Origin of the sequence: Kribbella sp. NPDC050281, assembly GCF_040655855.1 — a bacterium.
GTDB lineage: Bacteria > Actinomycetota > Actinomycetes > Propionibacteriales > Kribbellaceae > Kribbella.
Genome location: NZ_JBFAKS010000012.1, coordinates 91513 through 108131 on the forward strand (window position 1 = coordinate 91513; position 16619 = coordinate 108131).

16 protein-coding genes are annotated in these 16619 nt (G+C 68.5%); 4 read left to right on the forward strand and 12 right to left on the reverse strand.

Translation table 11 applies throughout. From position 1 onward, the window contains the following. Window positions 1-12: 12 nt before the first annotated feature. The 3 genes from AB0I34_RS15375 to AB0I34_RS15385 are packed head-to-tail and all read right to left on the reverse strand — an operon-like array spanning window position 13 to window position 3082. On the reverse strand, window positions 13-951 hold the full coding sequence (locus AB0I34_RS15375) for a type II secretion system F family protein (protein ID WP_360445333.1): 939 nt from the start codon (window positions 949-951) through the stop codon (window positions 13-15). Next, window positions 948-1808 carry a type II secretion system F family protein gene (locus AB0I34_RS15380; RefSeq protein WP_360445335.1) on the reverse strand — a complete coding sequence of 287 codons (861 nt, stop codon included), beginning with the start codon at window positions 1806-1808 and terminating at the stop codon, window positions 948-950. Before AB0I34_RS15380 ends, AB0I34_RS15375 begins: the two co-directional genes overlap by 4 nt. Beyond that, window positions 1808-3082 carry an ATPase, T2SS/T4P/T4SS family gene (locus AB0I34_RS15385; protein WP_360445337.1) on the reverse strand — a complete coding sequence of 425 codons (1275 nt, stop codon included), beginning with the start codon at window positions 3080-3082 and terminating at the stop codon, window positions 1808-1810. The genes AB0I34_RS15380 and AB0I34_RS15385 overlap by 1 nt, the downstream gene beginning before the upstream one ends. Window positions 3083-3262: 180 nt before the next feature. Here AB0I34_RS15385 and AB0I34_RS15390 point away from each other — a divergent pair, with 180 nt between their 5' ends. After that, window positions 3263-3763, forward strand: a complete 501-nt coding sequence (locus tag AB0I34_RS15390; protein WP_360445339.1) for a SigE family RNA polymerase sigma factor — start codon at window positions 3263-3265, stop codon at window positions 3761-3763. 16 nt (window positions 3764-3779) lie between these two features. Beyond that, window positions 3780-4553: a hypothetical protein gene (locus AB0I34_RS15395; RefSeq protein WP_360445341.1), complete on the forward strand. Its 774-nt coding sequence runs from the start codon at window positions 3780-3782 to the stop codon at window positions 4551-4553. 11 nt (window positions 4554-4564) lie between these two features. Here AB0I34_RS15395 and AB0I34_RS15400 read toward each other — a convergent pair whose 3' ends face one another. Beyond that, window positions 4565-5308 carry a GntR family transcriptional regulator gene (locus AB0I34_RS15400; protein ID WP_360445343.1) on the reverse strand — a complete coding sequence of 248 codons (744 nt, stop codon included), beginning with the start codon at window positions 5306-5308 and terminating at the stop codon, window positions 4565-4567. Between the two features lie 310 nt (window positions 5309-5618). Between AB0I34_RS15400 and AB0I34_RS15405 the strand changes: the two genes are divergently transcribed. Further along, complete coding sequence (locus tag AB0I34_RS15405; protein ID WP_360445345.1) at window positions 5619-6620, forward strand: Gfo/Idh/MocA family oxidoreductase; 1002 nt, start codon at window positions 5619-5621, stop codon at window positions 6618-6620. Here the strand turns inward: AB0I34_RS15405 and AB0I34_RS15410 are convergent. After that, on the reverse strand, window positions 6617-7315 hold the full coding sequence (locus tag AB0I34_RS15410) for a hypothetical protein (RefSeq protein WP_360445347.1): 699 nt from the start codon (window positions 7313-7315) through the stop codon (window positions 6617-6619). The genes AB0I34_RS15405 and AB0I34_RS15410 overlap by 4 nt on opposite strands. A gap of 77 nt (window positions 7316-7392) precedes the next feature. Between AB0I34_RS15410 and AB0I34_RS15415 the strand changes: the two genes are divergently transcribed. Further along, window positions 7393-8274, forward strand: a complete 882-nt coding sequence (locus AB0I34_RS15415; RefSeq protein ID WP_360445349.1) for a LysR family transcriptional regulator — start codon at window positions 7393-7395, stop codon at window positions 8272-8274. On the opposite strand, the gene AB0I34_RS15420 is transcribed toward AB0I34_RS15415, so the two are convergent. The 7 genes from AB0I34_RS15420 to AB0I34_RS15450 all read right to left on the reverse strand — a co-directional run bounded on the left by AB0I34_RS15420 (window position 8271) and on the right by AB0I34_RS15450 (window position 16618). Beyond that, window positions 8271-9422 carry a hypothetical protein gene (locus tag AB0I34_RS15420; protein ID WP_360445351.1) on the reverse strand — a complete coding sequence of 384 codons (1152 nt, stop codon included), beginning with the start codon at window positions 9420-9422 and terminating at the stop codon, window positions 8271-8273. The genes AB0I34_RS15415 and AB0I34_RS15420 overlap by 4 nt on opposite strands. Window positions 9423-10120: 698 nt before the next feature. Then, window positions 10121-11623, reverse strand: a complete 1503-nt coding sequence (locus tag AB0I34_RS15425) for a CoA-acylating methylmalonate-semialdehyde dehydrogenase (RefSeq protein WP_360445353.1) — start codon at window positions 11621-11623, stop codon at window positions 10121-10123. 77 nt (window positions 11624-11700) lie between these two features. Continuing rightward, window positions 11701-12708, reverse strand: a complete 1008-nt coding sequence (locus tag AB0I34_RS15430; RefSeq protein WP_360445355.1) for a Gfo/Idh/MocA family oxidoreductase — start codon at window positions 12706-12708, stop codon at window positions 11701-11703. Beyond that, a complete protein-coding gene (locus AB0I34_RS15435; RefSeq protein ID WP_360445357.1) occupies window positions 12705-13598 on the reverse strand; it encodes an ATP-binding cassette domain-containing protein in 894 nt (297 codons plus the stop codon). Before AB0I34_RS15435 ends, AB0I34_RS15430 begins: the two co-directional genes overlap by 4 nt. Beyond that, the gene (locus AB0I34_RS15440) at window positions 13595-14638 is read right to left on the reverse strand and encodes an ABC transporter permease (protein ID WP_360445359.1); all 1044 of its coding nucleotides are present in this window, start codon (window positions 14636-14638) and stop codon (window positions 13595-13597) included. Before AB0I34_RS15440 ends, AB0I34_RS15435 begins: the two co-directional genes overlap by 4 nt. Before the next feature lie 9 nt (window positions 14639-14647). Next, entirely contained in the window at window positions 14648-15643 is a 996-nt protein-coding gene (locus AB0I34_RS15445) for a substrate-binding domain-containing protein (protein ID WP_360445361.1), read from the reverse strand. Between the two features lie 81 nt (window positions 15644-15724). Beyond that, a complete protein-coding gene (locus AB0I34_RS15450) occupies window positions 15725-16618 on the reverse strand; it encodes a TIM barrel protein (protein ID WP_360445363.1) in 894 nt (297 codons plus the stop codon). Window position 16619: the final 1 nt, after the last annotated feature.

Here is a 16619-nt window from a genome sequence, read left to right on the forward strand (position 1 = left end):
CCTCTCCTCAGTTCATCCGGCGATCAGCCGGATTCCGACAGCGCCCGGGTAGAAGGCGAACGCGATGGTGACCGGCAGGACGAGGAACACGACCGGGACCATCATCGCGACCTCACGGCGAGCACCGGACTCGATCAGCTCGCGCCGCCCGGCCTCACGGATGTCCCCCGCCTGCGCGCGCAGTACGTCGGCCAGCGGCGTACCGCGTTCGAGTGCGACCGCGAGACCATCGGCGAACCGCGACAACGCGAGCAGACCGGTGCGGTCGGCGAGGCCGTCGAGTGCGCGGACGAGCGTCTCACCGGCGCGGGTCTCACCCAGGACCCGCTGGAGTTCGTCGGCGAGCTCGCCGCGGCAGGACCGGGCGACCCGATCGAGCGCCGCTGCCGGACCCTCACCGGCCGCCACCGACAACGCCAGCAGCTCGGCCACAGTCGGCAGCTCCGCGAGCAGCCGCCGCTCCCGGCGTCGTACCTGTGTGCTCAGATAGGTGTCTCGGGCAAGTACTCCGAGGACGCCGAGCAGACCGCAGAACACCAGCATCCCGACCGGATTCCCGACACCGAGCGACACTGCGACGATCGAGACGACGAGCCCTGCCCCGAACGCCGCCGTACCCCACAGCACCTGCTCGATCCGGAACTCCTCGACAGACCGCTCGATCCCGGCCCGCGACAACCGGCGGCGGATCGATGCGGCGCCACCAAGCAGCCGCTCCAACCGACCGGCCCCAGCTCGCAGCGACGGCCCGAACAACCGGACGATCGCGTAGAACGGCGAACTGGAGTCCACCACACCGAGGAACACCTCAGGTCCACCAAGATCACGCAGGTACGGCGCGATCCGGTCGTCGACCGACGGCTTCCGGAGGAACGGCAAACGCCGGACGACCAGGAGAAGGCTGAGTCCGAAGAGCACACCCACCAGGCCACCGAGCACCATCGGGCTCATCGCAGCACCCGCCCGGGCTCGGGCAACCGGCCGATCCGCAGCATCAGTCGGTACGCGATCACGCAGACCGCTGCACCCACACCGATGATCAGTGCGCCGACCGGAGAGTTGTAGCGCTGGATCACGTCGCCCTGGAACGACAGCAACGCGAGCACGAGCCACGGCGCAGCGACCGCGACCCGGGCACCGTTGACCGACCACGACTGCCGGGACTCGAGCTCAGATCTGGTCCGGGCGTCGTCGCGGAGGAACGTCGACAGCGAACGCAGCAACCGGCCGAGATCCCCACCACCGACCTCGCGCGCGATTCGCAACGCCTCGACCACGCGGTCGCCGACGGGATCAGCGAGCCGCGCCTTCAACCGATCCAGGGAATCCGCGAAACGACCCGTCGACGCATAGTCCGCGCCGAACCGGCGGAACGGTTCACGTAGCGGCAGCGGTCCACGCTCACCGACCTGTGCCAGCGCCTCGGACAGCGACAGTCCCGCCCGGACCGCGGAGGCAATGTTGTCGACGACATCAGGCCACAGCTCGCGAAACTCGGCGAGCCGCTTCCGCGCGCGGCTCCGTACCAGCGTGACCGGCAGACCGCCGGCCATCAGGCCGAACACCACACCGACCGGCCACGCGCCCGACACCACGAACATCACCACGAACCCGGCGACGCCGGTGATCAGGCACGCGCCGATGAACGCACCCGGTGTCACACCTTCGATCCCCGCGCCGGCCAGAAGGTCGCGGCTTCGAGCGATCAGTCGCGCGTCGTTCGCCGGCCGCGTCTCCGCCGGCACCGCGAACGTCCAGATGATCAGCAGGAGGCCGATCCCGAAGAACAGTCCGAGCAGCAGTCCCATCAGCCCACACCTCGCGGCAGCTCGGTCAGCAGCCCGGACAAGGAGTACCCCGCATGCTGGAAGCGCTCTGGATGCGGCAGATGCCCTTCGGCCCGCCGCAACTGTCCGTCGACCGTGCCGAACACCGTCTCGGTCTCGATCGCCTGCTCCTCGATCCGCCCACTGACCGCCACGATCTCCCGCACCCGCCGCTGCCCGTCCGCCCCGATCCCGAGATGGATGACGAGATCCACGCAGCCGGCCACGGTCGGGAGCACGAAGCGGCTCCCGATGTTCTCGCCGGCCAGCAACGGCAACGTGCACATCTTGGTCAGGGCTTCGCGCGCCGAGTTCGCGTGGATCGTGCACATGCCGGGGAGGCCGGAGTTCAATGCCAGCAGGAGATCCAGGCACTCCTCGCCGCGGACCTCGCCGACGATCAGCCGGGACGGGCGCATCCGCAGCGACTCCTTCACGAGATCGCGCAGCCGCACCTCACCTGTACCTTCGAGCCCCGCCTGCCGCGTCTGCATGGACACCCAGTCCGGGATGGGGAGCTTGATTTCGAAGACCTCTTCGCAGCTGATCACGCGTTCGCTGCCCGGGATCGAGCCGGCCAAGGCGTTGAGCATCGTGGTCTTGCCGGCCTGCGTGCCGCCCGAGACGAGGATGTTCAGCCCGACTGCGACGGCGGCGTCGAGGACCGCGGCCGCGTGTGGGGTCAGCGATCCGAGTGCGACCAGATCGCTCAGCCGGGTCGCGCGGACCGTGAATTTGCGAATGTTGATCGCCGCGTAGCGTTGAGTGATGCCGCCGAGCACGATGTGCACGCGGCTGCCGTCCGGGAGTCGCGCGTCGGTGAACGGCTGCGAGACGTCGATCCGGCGGCCGGTCGTCTTCAGCATCCGCTCGACCAGATCGCTGACCTCTTCCTCGGTCAGCACCGTCGTGGTCAACTCGTGCCGGCCTTCACGCGCGATGAACACCCGGCTCGGCTCATTGATCCAGATCTCTTCGACCGCGGGGTCATCCAGGAACCGCTGCAGCGGCCCGAAGCCGGCGACCCGGTCGTGCACCTCCCGGCTGACCGCGTCCACATCCACGATCGGCGGAACCACCCCGGTCAGGCTGCGCTCGTCGTACTCCCGAACGACGGTCGCAACGATCGCGTCCACCGCCCCCGGATCCCGCAGCGGGTCGATCCCCTCCCGCCGGACAACGTCCCGGACCTGGGCGTCGATCAGTTCGACAGCGTCCCGGCCCGGCCGGCGCGCGGCGAGTCTGTCGGCTGCCATCGGTCTCCCCAGAAGTCCCGTCGGCGACCGTCTGATCACCGTGCGCGACCATCCTGTCAAGCCCGGGGCTCACCTGCCACTCCGCTCGGGCGGACTGTGGATAACTTCTTCCGCCGGCGGTGTAACGCGGCAGGGCGCAGGGAGCGTCAAAGAAGATGAGACGACGACCGGGAGGGTGACTTGACGCAAGCCACCGAGGATTTCGAGGAGTTCGCCAGAGCGCGCACTCCGAGGCTGTACCGGACTGCCTGGCTGCTGGCCGGTGAGCATCACCTGGCCGAGGACCTGGTCCAGGAGACGCTGGCGAAGCTGCACCGGTCCTGGCGCCGGATCGAGCACGTCGACAACCTGCCGGCGTACGCACAGACGGTGCTGGCGCGCACCTACATCTCGCAACGGCGGCGCCGGAGCTCGACCGAGCAGCCGAGCGAGACGCTGCCGGACCGGGCGGACCGGCCCGGCGACCCCGAGCTGCGGTTGTCCCTCCAGCAGGCGCTCGCCGAGCTGGCCCCTCTCGATCGTGCGGTGCTCGTGCTGCGGTTCTTCGAAGATCGCAGCGTCGAACAGGTCGCGCTCGATCTCGGCAAGAACGCCGGTGCGGTCAGGACGCGGACGTCCCGCGCCCTGGACCGTCTCCGGACGGTGCTCGGCGACGAGGCCGTCCACCTGGCTGCCCTCTGACCCTGGGAGAACCTCGATGACACCTCTGAACGACAGCCTGCCCGACCTGATGCACCGGGCCACCGAGAACCTCGAACCGAACGCGACCGATCTGGTCGAGCGCGGCATCCGCCGTGGGCAGGTCCTGCGCCGGCGCCGGACGGCCCTCGCCGGCGCCGGCGGAGCAGTCGCAGTACTGGCCACCGTCGGGATCGTTGTGGCCGGCACCCAAGCCCTCGGCGGCCGCCCGTCAGGGCAGCCACCGTTCGCGGCAACGCCGGCCCCGACGCCTTCCGCGACCAGCAGCGGTACGACGCCCAGGACCAGCGCCACCACGCAGGACACGGTGACGAAGAAGGGGATTCTCTTCACGCTGGAATCACTCCTCCCGCCGGGGACCAGGGTGAGCAAGCCGACGAGCTTCGGCGACGACTTCATCGGCGCATCCGTCCTGGCCGATGACGGCAAGGGAGCGTCGTACGTCGAGGTGCTGATCAAGACCGAGAAGACTCCGATCGCCTGCCCGCCGGAGCACCCCGAGTTCTGCACCACCCGCGCCGACGGGACGCTCGTCATCGCCTCCACCTCTGCGAGAAGAGGCCTCCCGAGCGAACCCCAGATCAACTACGTGACCATCGGCCACCCCGACGGCCGGACCATCTCACTGGGCAGCGCCAACGCGACCGCCTACAAGAAGGCTGTACCGACGCGCGCCAAACCGCTGCTGTCGATAGCCCAGCTGATCGCCATGGCCGACAGTCCGAGGTGGACCTACCCGCCCGCCGGCTGGGGCAGGGACCTCAACCGCTAACGCGCCGTGGGTCAGCGGTGGACGAGGGTGTGTTCGAACGAGTAGCGGCTGGCGCGGAACAGGTGGGAGCCGTATTCGACCGGCTGGCCGTGGTCGTCGTACGTGATGCGGGTGGTCGCCAGCAGCGGGCAGCCGGGCTCCTCGGACAGGAGTCTGGCCTGCTCGGTGGTGGCGGGTACGGCGGAGATGGTCTGGTGCGCCACCTTCAGTCGGACGCCCTCGGCGCGTAGGAGCTCGTAGAGGCCACGGTCTGCCAGCGTGACCGGGTCCGTCTCGAGCATGTCGGGAGGGAGCCAGTTCCGCATCAAGGCCAGCGGCTCGCCGTCCGCCCGCCGCAGTCGCTCGATCCTGAGCACTCGGTCGCCCTGCTCGCACTGCAGTGCGGTCGCCACGTCTGCGTTCGCCGGGCTGATCCCGAACCGCAGAACTTCGGTTTCCGGCTTCCGGTGGGCGGCGGCCAGGTCGTCGTACAGGCTGGTGAGCTCCAGGGAACGCCGTACCTGGCCCGAGTGGCCGACGACCTGCGTGCCGACGCCGCGCTTGCGCACCAGCAGCCCCTGGTCGACCAGGCGCGCGATCGCCTGCCGCACCGTCGGCCGGCTCAAGCCATAGGCCTCCGCCAGGTCCACCTCGTTGCTCAGCCGAGAACCGACCGGCAACTCGCCACCCTGGATCGCCGCCTCGAGCTGCTGTGCCAATTGCACATGTAACGGCGTACGACTGCTCCGATCAACCCGGACCTGCACGGTGCTCATGCGCAAATACTGCGGCCTGCGCCCGCATCCGTCGACCCAACACCCAGATTTGATCAGATCGCTCCGTGACCGAATCACCCCAGCGACCCGGATGAACGCCGGGTAGACGGCAAGTGAAGGGCGGAGATCCCGGGGCGGGGCGGCGCTGCGGTGGAGCGAGAGACTCTGACGCTGAGGGCTGGGGGTCGGGTCCGGATGGCGGGCCAGGGATGTTTGGTGGTGGGGGCGTGCGGGAGGATGACATCTTCGGTGTCGAATTCGCCGGCACGGTCGTGCCGCACCCGCCGTACCGCTGACGATGAGGAGAAGCATGGAACCGCTGCGTATCGGGATCCTTGGTGCTGCCCGGATCGCGGGGAGGGCGATCGCCGAACCGGCGCGCTCGAGCGGGGCGCGACTGGTGGCCGTCGCCGCGCGGGACAGGGACCGGGCCGAGGCATTCGCGGCGGAGCACGGGGTCGAGAAGGTGCACGCGTCGTACGACGACGTCATCGCCGATCCCGAGGTGGAAGCGATCTACAACCCGCTGGCGAACTCGTTGCACGGTCCCTGGAACCTGAAGGCGATTGCCGCGGGCAAACATGTGCTCACGGAGAAGCCGTCGGCCAGCAACGCGACCGAGGCAGCGGCGGTGGGCGACGCTGCCGCGGAACGCGGTGTGGTGCTGTTGGAGGGCTTCCACTACGTCTTCCACCCGGTGACCCGGCGGCTGCACGAGCTGCTCGCCAAGGGTGAGCTGGGCGACCTGCAACATGTCGAGACGACCATGGTGATGCCACCGCCGCCGGAGGACGACCCGCGCTGGTCGCTGCCACTGGCCGGCGGCGCAGTCATGGACGTCGGCTGCTACGCCCTGCACGCCCAGCGCATGGTCGCGCCCTGGGCCGGTGGAGCACCCAGACTGGTCAGCGCCCGGGCCGGTGAGCGGAAGCGACTGCCCGGCGTCGACGAGTGGCTGAACGCCGACCTCGAGTTCCCGAACGGCGCGACCGGATCGGTGCGGACGAGCATGGCTGCGGAGACGCTCGACTTCAGCTGCAGGATCGTCGGCACCCGCGGTGAGGCGTTCGCGCCCAGCTTCGTGCTGCCGCATCTGGACGACCGGGTGATCGTCACCACCAAGGAGGACCACTGGGTCGAGCAGCTCGGCCGCAAGTCGTCGTACGCCTATCAGCTGGAGGCGTTCACGGCTCGCATCCGCAACGGTGCACCGCTGCCGATCGACGCGGACGATGCGGTCGCGACGATGACGCTGATCGACGAGTGCTACCGGACGGCCGGCCTCGAGCCTCGTCCGACCACCACGCTCTAGTTCTTCCCGGCGGCTGCGCGGGCGAAGGCCTCGATCAATGCATGCGGTCGAGTGCCGTCGCCCGCCAGCTCCGGCTGGAACAGAGTGGCCAGGTAGAAGGGGTGATCGGGCAACTCCGCGATTCGCGGATCGCCGGTGTCGTCGTACCCGCTGAAGACCATGCCGTGGTCCCGCAGTACGTCGAGGCGGGCGGAGTCGAGGCCGTAGGAGCAGTGGTACCGCTCCATCGACCGCTCGACGCCCAGTAGGTCGGCCGCGCGAGTGCCCGGCGTCACCTGGACCGGACCCTCGTGACCGTCGAGTGAGCACTCCAGCGCGACGATGAGCAGATCGTCCGCCGCCGGGTTGCTCTCGCCGTGCTGCACGCCCGACAGACCGCAGACGTTGCGGGCGAACTCCAGCATCGCGTGCTGGAACCCGCCACAGGTGCCGAAGAACGGGATCCTGTTCTCCCGGGCGATCTGGACCGCCGTGACCGCGCCGGCCTCGTCCTTGTACGGGCTACCCGGCAGCAGCCAGATACCGTCGAACCCCTTGAGCGACTCGTCAGCCTCCTCGGTCGGCACCCAGTACACGTCGAGGTCCAGGTTGTCGCGTTCCTTCAACCGGTCCAGCAGACCGGGCACCCGCGCATGCGAGCGGACGTGCGGCGAGCGGTCGGCGACCAGGGCGATGCGTCCGGCGTAGGCGTTCATGGTCACCATCCTGGGCGTCCCGCCAGCATCAGCGCCAACGATGATCTCTGCACTGGGCATAAGCGATACTGATCCGTGTGGATCCACACCTGTTGCGCACGTTCGTGGCCGTCGCCGAGTGCAGCTCCTTCTCGGCTGCCGCGGAACGTCTCGGCTACACCCAATCCGCGGTGTCGCAGCACATCGCCGCGCTAGAGCACGACCTCGGTACGCCGCTCCTCCGCCGACGGCCCGTGGTCCCGACAGTCCCGGGCGAGCGCCTGCTCGAACACGCCGGCGCCATCCTCCTCCGCCTCGACGCCGCTCGTGCTGACGTTCACCGCGCGATCGGCGATCCGCCCGGCACGCTCTCCATCGCGGCCTCCCCGCTCGCCGCAGCCGACGGCCGGCTGGCGAACGCGCTGACCGAGGTACGACGAGCTCGCGTGGGAACTGCGGTCGTCCTGACCGTATGCGGCCGCGAAGCGGTGGCACAGGGCGTGGCAGCGGGCGAGTACCACCTAGGACTGATCGACGGAGTGGCGGCGCCCAGCGACCCGCTCCGTCTGTTCGGCGTCGGATCGCTGCGCACCACCGCGGTGTCGCACGATGACCTGGTAGTTGCCCTCGCCAAAGATCACCCATTGGCCGGCCGCCGTCGGATCAGCCTCCACGACCTCGTCGACGCTCGATGGATCGATGCGCCCGATGTCGCGGCACCGCTCGCCGATCTCCGCGCCGCCACCGAGACCGACGGCATCCGGCCGGCGCTCACCTACTCCGGCACGGATGTCGCCAGCCTGCTGGCCCTCATCGCGGCCGGCCACGGCCTGGCCGTACTTCCCTTGTCAGCAACGGGTTCCGAGGTGGCCGCCGTACCGCTGACGGCGCCCCGCCTGCTCCACCGCACCGAGCTGCTCCACGGCCACACCTCGGAACCGTCCGCTGCCGCGCTGACCGCCGTACTGTCGGGCGGCTAAGCGCCGAGGAGGTCCTCCAGCCTGGCCCGGGTCATCGGCCACTGGAGGAGGCCGAGCGCTTCACGTTCGGCGAACTCGGCGCGCTCGTCGTTCTCCGGGTCGATGGCTTCGCAGATCGCGTTGTAGGTCCAGTTGAGCCAGGCGGTCACGGCGAGGGTGAACGAGGCGAGCTCGAGCTTGGGCCACTCACCCCGTTCCAGGTACCCCTCCCGGAAGGCCACGATCGCCTTGTGGTTGGTCTTCGGACGCATGCCCCAGTGGGTCAGCGCGCCGGCGACCTCGAACTCCGGCGTCAAAGATCCGGTGAAGTCCCACTCGGTGACGACGAGCTCGCCGTTGCGGCCTTGCCGGACGTACGACGGGATCAGGTTGCTGTTGCAGAGGATGAGCTCCTGATCGGTGAAGTCGGCATCGATCTTGTGCAGCTCGAACACCTCCGGCAGCAGGGCTTCGAGCTGCCCCGCCCACGGCTTGCCGGCGGCGCGGGCGCGGTCGAGGAGCTGGTGCCACTCGGCCTCCGCGCGTCGCCAGGTCAGGTACGGGCTGATCGGTGCCTCGCTCGGGATCGCCAGTCCGTGCAGGATCGCGTACGTCGTACCGATCCGCCGCGCCACCGCTGACGAGACCGGCGTCACCGGCGGCGGTCCGACCTCGAGCCACTCGTGCACGCGCCAACCCTCGTCGCGGACCCGCTCGATCAGCTGTCCCTTCGGACTCCGCACGGCGACCGGTGCGGCGACGCCGGCGATCAGGGCCGCGTCGCGGAGCCGGGCACCGATCTCGGCCTGTTCGGGTGTGATCCACGGGTAGACCGCGCCGGCCAGCCAGCGGCCTCGGTCGGTCGTCAGGTCCCAGGACCGTCCCATCGGTGTGAACGAAACCGGCGTGGCTGGGTCGGTGACACGTCCGAGCCCGAAGGCGGCGGCGAGCTCCTCGGCCAGACCGTCGGGTGCGACGGGGGCGTCCGCGTTCCGCCGGTCGACTTCGGCTTTCAGCGTGGGCCAGTCGTGCATCCCGTACTCGCCCGCCAGCGTCCGCTGCGCATCGGCAAGCGACGATCCAGGGGTGGTTTCACGCAACGCGACCAGGAGGTCTTTGGCCTGCTTTCGCAGGAACTCCATGCTCGGCTTGTCAGGCAGCAGTCTCACAACGCGTCCTCTCGTTCCCGGACTCGCACGGGCTACAAGAGAGCGTCACCAACTGCGCTCAATCCGTTGAAAGGTGAGGTGGCTTCCAGCCTTCCGGCGAGTCTCGACGCGTCCCCACAACGCCCCCAAGACGCTACCCAACCCCACCCCCCAGGTCAACGCCCAACAACCACCCCACCCGCATGCCACACTCCCGCACCAGCCACCCACCCGGACCGCCACCGGCCACTTCAACCCCGAATCACACCGCGCTCCAGCCGCTCCGACCCGCACTGGCCACGCTGCCGCACCGGCCATCCCCACTCCCAGGGCCGCCACCGCCCACCGGCCACCTCAACCCCGAGCCATCACCGCGCTCCGGCTACCTCCCCGTGGCGGGCCCCTCGGGCCCGGGTGTGGCCGGGGCCGAGGGATCGTGAGCCGCACAGGACGCGGTACGAAACCGTGCTACCGGGTTCGGCGGTTACTTCCTGCCCTGCTTGGTGGGCGGGATGATCGCGCCGTCGCTCGGGTTGGGTTTCGGCTGCTTGGGCTGTTTGGGTTTGCGGACTTCACGTCCGCCTTTGTTCTTCGACATGACGCACTCCGGGGCTTGGTGTTCGCTGACTTCGGACGGGCCGACCGGCCTTCGTACGCCGCGGTACTCCTCATGCCCCGGGGGTTGCCTTCGACGCTACACCCAGGCGACAGCCTTGCCTTCAGTCGTGAGTCGGAAAGCCCAGGTTGATCCCGCCGTGGCTCGGGTCGAGCCAGCGCGACGTGACGACCTTCGTCCGGGTGAAGAAGTGGACACCGTCCATCCCATGCGCGTGGGTGTCGCCGAACAGCGAGTTCTTCCAGCCGCCGAACGAGTAGTACGCCATCGGCACCGGGATCGGGACGTTGACGCCGACCATCCCGACCTCGACCTCGTTCTGGAACCGCCGAGCCGCACCACCGTCGTTGGTGAAGATCGCCGTCCCGTTGCCGTACGGGTTCGAGTTCACCAGGTCGAGCGCAGCGTCGTACGACGCAACGCGGACCACCGACAGCACCGGGCCGAAGATCTCGTCGGTGTAGATCGACATCTCCGGGGTCACCTTGTCGAACAGCGTCGGGGCCAGCCAGAAGCCCTCGGCCGCGCCGTCGACATCACCGTTGCGCCCGTCGACGGTGAGCTCAGCGCCCTCCTCGACGCCGGCGGCGACGTACCCGACGACCTTGTCGCGGTGCGGACCGGTGACGAGTGGGCCCATGTCGCACCCCCGCGTGCCGTCCCCGGTCGTCAGCTTGGCCATCCGGTCCTTGATCTTGCCGATCAGTTCGTCGGCGATCGGCTCGACCGCGACCAGCGCGGAGATTGCCATACAGCGCTCACCGGCCGAGCCGAAGCCGGCGTTCACCGCGGCGTCGGCGGCCAGGTCGAGGTCGGCGTCGGGCAGCACGATCATGTGGTTCTTCGCACCACCGAGCGCCTGCACCCGCTTGCCGTTCCTGGTGCCGTTCTCGTACACGTACTTCGCGATCGGGGTCGAACCGACGAACGACACCGACTTGATGTCGGGGTGCTCGAGCAGCCGGTCGACGGCCTCCTTGTCGCCGTGCAGAACGTTCACCACGCCATCGGGCAGGCCGGCCTCCTTCCACAGCTCGGCCATCGCGTTCGCCGCGGACGGGTCCTTCTCGGACGGCTTGATCACCACACTGTTGCCGCAGGCAACCGCGATCGGGACGAACCACATCGGCACCATCGCCGGGAAGTTGAACGGCGAGATGACTGCGCTGACGCCGAGCGGCTGACGGATCGAGTACACGTCGACCTTGGTCGAGACGCCCTCGCTGAAGCCGCCCTTGAGCAGGTGCGGGATGCCGCAGGCGAACTCGATCACCTCCAGGCCGCGGGTCACCTCTCCGACCGCGTCGGACAGCACCTTGCCGTGCTCGGCGGTGATCAGCGCGGCGATCTGGTCCTTACGCTCATTCACCAGCTCGCGGTACGCGAACAGCACCTGGGTCCGCTTGGTCAGCGACGTCTGGCCCCAGGCACGGGACGCCTCGTGGGCGACCTTCACCACCTCGTCGACGGTGGCGGCCGAGGCCAGGTCGAGCTCGCCGGTGACCTGGCCGGTCGCCGGGTTGTAGACCTTGCTGGTCCGCTCGGCGACGCCGGTCCAGGGGTTGCCGCCGACCAGGTGGGTGATGCGCTTGATCTCAGTACTCACGATGCTTCCTTACTGCATGGGGTGACAGGTTGACGACAGGCTCTTGATCCGAGGCTTGCGGCGGGTCGTTTTGCGGTTCATCCGAGGACCTTCCGGCGGTCGGCCAGGTCGACATCGACGGCGCGGCCGGAGGTGAGGGACTCGATGCCGGCTTCGCAGACCGCGACGGCCGCATAGCCGTCCCAGGCGCTCGGTCCGTCGATCGCACCGCGGGCTGCGGCCTCGACCCAGCGTTGCACTTCGATGTCGTACGCCCGCTCGAAGCGAACCCGGAAGTCGGACGGCATCGCACCGCCCCACTGGCCACCGGCGCGGGTGAACACTCCGGACCCGAGCCCGATGGTCGCACTACCGCGTTCGGCCACGGCCTCACACCGCACCTCGTACCCGACCTGGAAATTCACGAACACCTCGACGTCGGCCATCGCCCCGTTCGCCAACTCGAACAGCGCCAGCTGCGGATCGAGTACGCCGTCGCCGACGAGGCCGCTGGGCTTCGGGGCGTGCACGGTGATCCGGGTGATCTCGTCACCCAACAACCAGCGCGCGATGTCCACCTCGTGCACCATCGAGTCCCGCACGATCATCTCGCTGCGGAACGCCACCGGGGCCGACTTGTTCCGGTGCACGTTATGGAGCACCAGCGTCCTGCCCAGCTCCCCGGAGTCGAGCAGCGCCTTCAAAGCGGCGTACTCCGGATCGAAGCGGCGCATGAAGCCGACCTGGATGAGCGGCCGGCCGACCTTGTGTTCTGCCTCGACGACCTGGAGCGACGATGCCGCGTCCATCGTCAGCGGCTTCTCGCACAGCACCGGCTTGCGGTGCTCCAGGCACACGAGCAGTTGCTCCGCGTGCGCGAAACCGGGCGACGCCAGGATCACCGCGTCCACGTCGTCCGCCGCGATCAGATCGAGCGGATCCTCGACCACCCGGACATCGAGACTCTTCGCGAGTGCCTCGGCGCGGGCGATGTCGGGGTCGGCGACAGCGACCAAGCGCGCGCCGGCGGTACGGCGTGCGACCCGCTCGGCGTGGTCGGCGCCCATCACTCCGACGCCGACGATGCCGACCCGGAGATCAGTCATGGCCCCTCCCTCTCCTCCTCATTGTCCGTAGGCGTGTCAACCGGCCGGGGACCCGCCTGGTCGACGACCGCCTCGGGATTGGCGTCGCGCAGTTCGTGACTGAGCGCTTCGAGCTCGGAACCGCCTGCCATCTCGGTGGTCAACTGCTCGAGCGTGATGTCGGCCCGGTGCGTGTCGAGCGCGACCCGGCCGAGCTTCAGGATGACGAAGTGGTTGCCGACCAGGTACGCGTGGTGCGGGTTGTGGGTGATGAAGATGACTCCGATCCCCGCATCGCGTGCCCTGACGATGTACTTCAGCACCACGCCGGACTGGTTCACGCCGAGCGCCGCGGTCGGCTCGTCCAGGATCAGCACCTTCGCGCCGAAGTGGATCGCGCGCGCGATCGCGACGCACTGGCGCTGACCACCCGACAGCTTGCCCACCGGCTGCTCGAGGTTGGGGATCGAGATCCCCATCTTGGTCAGTTCCTCGCTCGCGATCCGCTTCATCCGCGCCGCCTCCAGCTGGCGGAACGGACCTCTGGTGATCTCGTTGCCGAGGAAGAAGTTCCGCCAGACCGACATCAGCGGCGCCAGCGCCAGGTCCTGGTAGACAGTGGCGATGCCGCTGTCCAGTGACTCCCGCGGCGAGGAGAAATGCCGCTCCTCGCCGTTCACCACCATCGTCCCGGCGGTGTAGTCGTGCAGGCCGGCGATGATCTTGATCAGCGTCGACTTGCCCGCACCGTTGTCGCCCAGCACGCAGGTGATCTCGCCCTGCCGGACCGACAGCGACACACCCCGCAATGCGTCGATGTTGCCGTAGCTCTTGCCGACGTCGTGCAGCTCGACGATCGGCGTGGTCGGGTGGGTGACCGCGTCGGAATCGAAGCTCCTCGTAGTGGTCATCGTGCCTCCGCCCGCCTCTTGACGACGAGGTTGACAATGGTGGCCAACAGCAACATCGCGCCGAGGAACGCCTTGAACCAGTCGGGATTCCACCCGGCGTACACAACCCCCAGCTGAACCATGCTGAAGATCAGCGCACCGATCGCCCCGCCGATCACGGAGCCGTAGCCGCCGGTGAGCAGGCAGCCGCCGACGACCGCCGCGATGATGTAGAGGAACTCCTTGCCGACACCTTCGCCGGACTGCACCACGCCGTTCTGCACGAACAGCAACTGCATACCGGTGAACCAGGCGAAGAATCCCACCGCCATGAACAGGCCGATCTTCACCTTCGTCACCGGGACACCGACCGCGCGGGCCGCCGCGGCGTCACCACCGACGGCGAAGATCCAGTTGCCGATCTGCGTGCGTTGCAGCACCCAGGCGGCGAGGGCGACGAACGCGATCCACCAGACGACGATGATCTTGATCGTGACCCCGCCCACCTTGAACTCCGACGCGAAGATCGCCTTGGCGGTGCTGAACCCGTCCATGTCGCTGATCGAGTTCGACGCGACCGCGCCCGATGTCAGCCGGGTGACCGCGATGTTCAGGCCCTGCAGGATGAAGAAGGTGCCCAGTGTCACCAGGAAGCTGGGCAGCCCGGTCCGCATCAGCAGCCAGCCGTTGAACAGGCCGACCGCCAGCGACAGAGCCAGCGCGATCACGATGCCGACCCAGACGTTCACGCTGAGCTGGTAGGCGATGATGCCCGCGGTCAGTCCGGCCGTCGTCACCGCGACACCGGCCGAGAGGTCGAACTCGCCGCCGATCATCAGCAGCGAGACCGGCACCGCCATCACACCGATCAGTGCGGCCTGGTACAGGATCGTGCCCGTGTTGTTGATGTCACGGAACGGCGGTGCGGCGATCAGGAAGAACACCAGGATGACGGCCGCGCCGACAAGCGATCCGATCTCGGGCCGGCTGAGCAGCCGGGCGCCGATGGACCGGGCGGAGACGCGGTCGTCCGCCGGCACGGTGGTGATGGTCGATGCCATGGCGCTACCTCAGCGCGTCCCGGCCGTCGCGAACTTCTCCACCGTCGCGATGTTCGACTGGTCGATGAAGGCCGGTCCGGTCAGAGTCGCCTCGCCACCGCCGATGGTGTTCCCGTTGGTCTTGTAGAGCCAGATCGAGTCGACCGCCAGATAGCCCTGCAGGTACGGCTGCTGGTCGACGGCGAACTGCACCCTGCCGTCCTTGACCGCCGCCACCATCTCCTTGCTCATGTCGAAGCTGCCGATCTTGGCCGCCGAACCGGCGTCCTTGGCCGCGGTCACCGCGGTCAGTGCGATCCCGGCGTTCAGCGCGACCACGTAGTCGGCAGTCTTGTCCTGCTGCAGCTTCGAGGTCAGAGTTGCCTGCGTGCCCGGCTGGTCGGTGCCGTTGACGTTCACGTTCTCGACGTTGCCGAACTTGTCCTTGATGCCCTGACAGCGGGCCTCCAAGCTGACGTTGCCCTGCTCGTGGATGACACAGAGGACCTTCTTCGCGCCGAGCTGCTTGAGCTTGTCACCGGTCGCCTGGCCGGCGATCCGCTCGTCCTGGCCGAAGTACCCGACCGCGCCGGTCGTCTTCCAGGAGTCGAGGCCGCCGTTGAGGACCGACACCGGGATGCCGGCCGCGATCGCCTTCTTGACGTTCGGGATGACCGCGTCCGGCTTGTTCAGCGTGACCGCGATGCCGTCGACCTTCGAGTCGATCGCGGTCTGCACCAGGTTGGCCTGCGCAGCCCCGTCCGGGTCGGCGGAGTACTGCAGCTCGATGTTGTCCTTCTTCGCGGCCGCCTCGGCACCGCGCCGGACAATGTCCCAGAAGGTGTCGCCGGGACCCGAGTGGGTGATCAGCGCGACCTTCATCCGCGGCGTGTCCGCGACGCTCCCGCCGCTGCCGCCGGAGTTCTGCTCCTCCTGCTTGCCCCCGGAGGAACTGCAGGCCGCCAGCGCTGTCACCAGTGCGATCACCGCGCTCGCGGCCACCGCCTTCTTCTGCCACCGAATCATGAGTCCAACCAGCCTTTCAGACGAGCCGCGGCCACTCCGCGGAGTTGCGTGGGACCAGAGAGTTTCACACTCTGCTGGCCGTCACCTCGATTCGCCACCCCCGTGGGATCTCAGATAGGCCAACGTGCGCTCCGCGATCGGAAGCGGCACGTCGGGTGGGCAGGGGAACATGTCCTGCTCGACGATCGCGAACAGGTCACCGCCGAGCGCAGCCAACGCATCCAGCACCGGCGGCAGCTCGGGTACGCCGTTCGGCGGCTCGCACATCACGCCGCGCCGGACGGCTTCGTCGACACTGAGGCCCTCGGCCTCGACCTCGGCCAGGACCGTTGGATCCACCTGCTTCAGGTGGACGTACCCGATCCGGTCGGGGTACTTGCGGATCAAATCGAGGTTGTCACCGCCGCAGTAGCTGATGTGGCCGGTGTCGAGGCACAGGTTCACGTAGTCGCCGTCGGTCTCCTCGAGGAAGCGCTCGACGGTGTCCTGCGTGTCCACATGCCCGTCCGCATGTGGGTGGTACTGCGTTTGCAGATCGAACTCCTCCGCCAGCCGGCGACCCAGCTCGGTCACCTGCCGGCCGTGCCGTGCCTGACCTTCGTGGTCGAGCCGGTCCTCGACGATCTCGCCGTTGTCGCCGCGCCACATCGACGGCATCACGACCAGATGCTTGGCACCCATCGCGGCCGTCAGCTCGGCGGTCTTCGCAACGTCGCGCCAGGTCGCCTCCCACCCGTCCGGGCGGTGGAGTTGCTCGAAGGTGGTGCCTGCCGTGATCGTCAGGCCGCGCTGGTCCAACTCGTCCTTGAGGCGGACTGGATCGGTCGGCAGGTAGCCGTACGGTCCGAGCTCGATCCGGAGGTAGCCGGCTGCCGCCACCTCGTCGAGGAACCGCGTCCACGGTGTCTGCCGCGGATCGTCGGCGTACCAGACTCCCCACGAGTCCGGCGCCGTACCGATGCTCAGCGTGCCCATG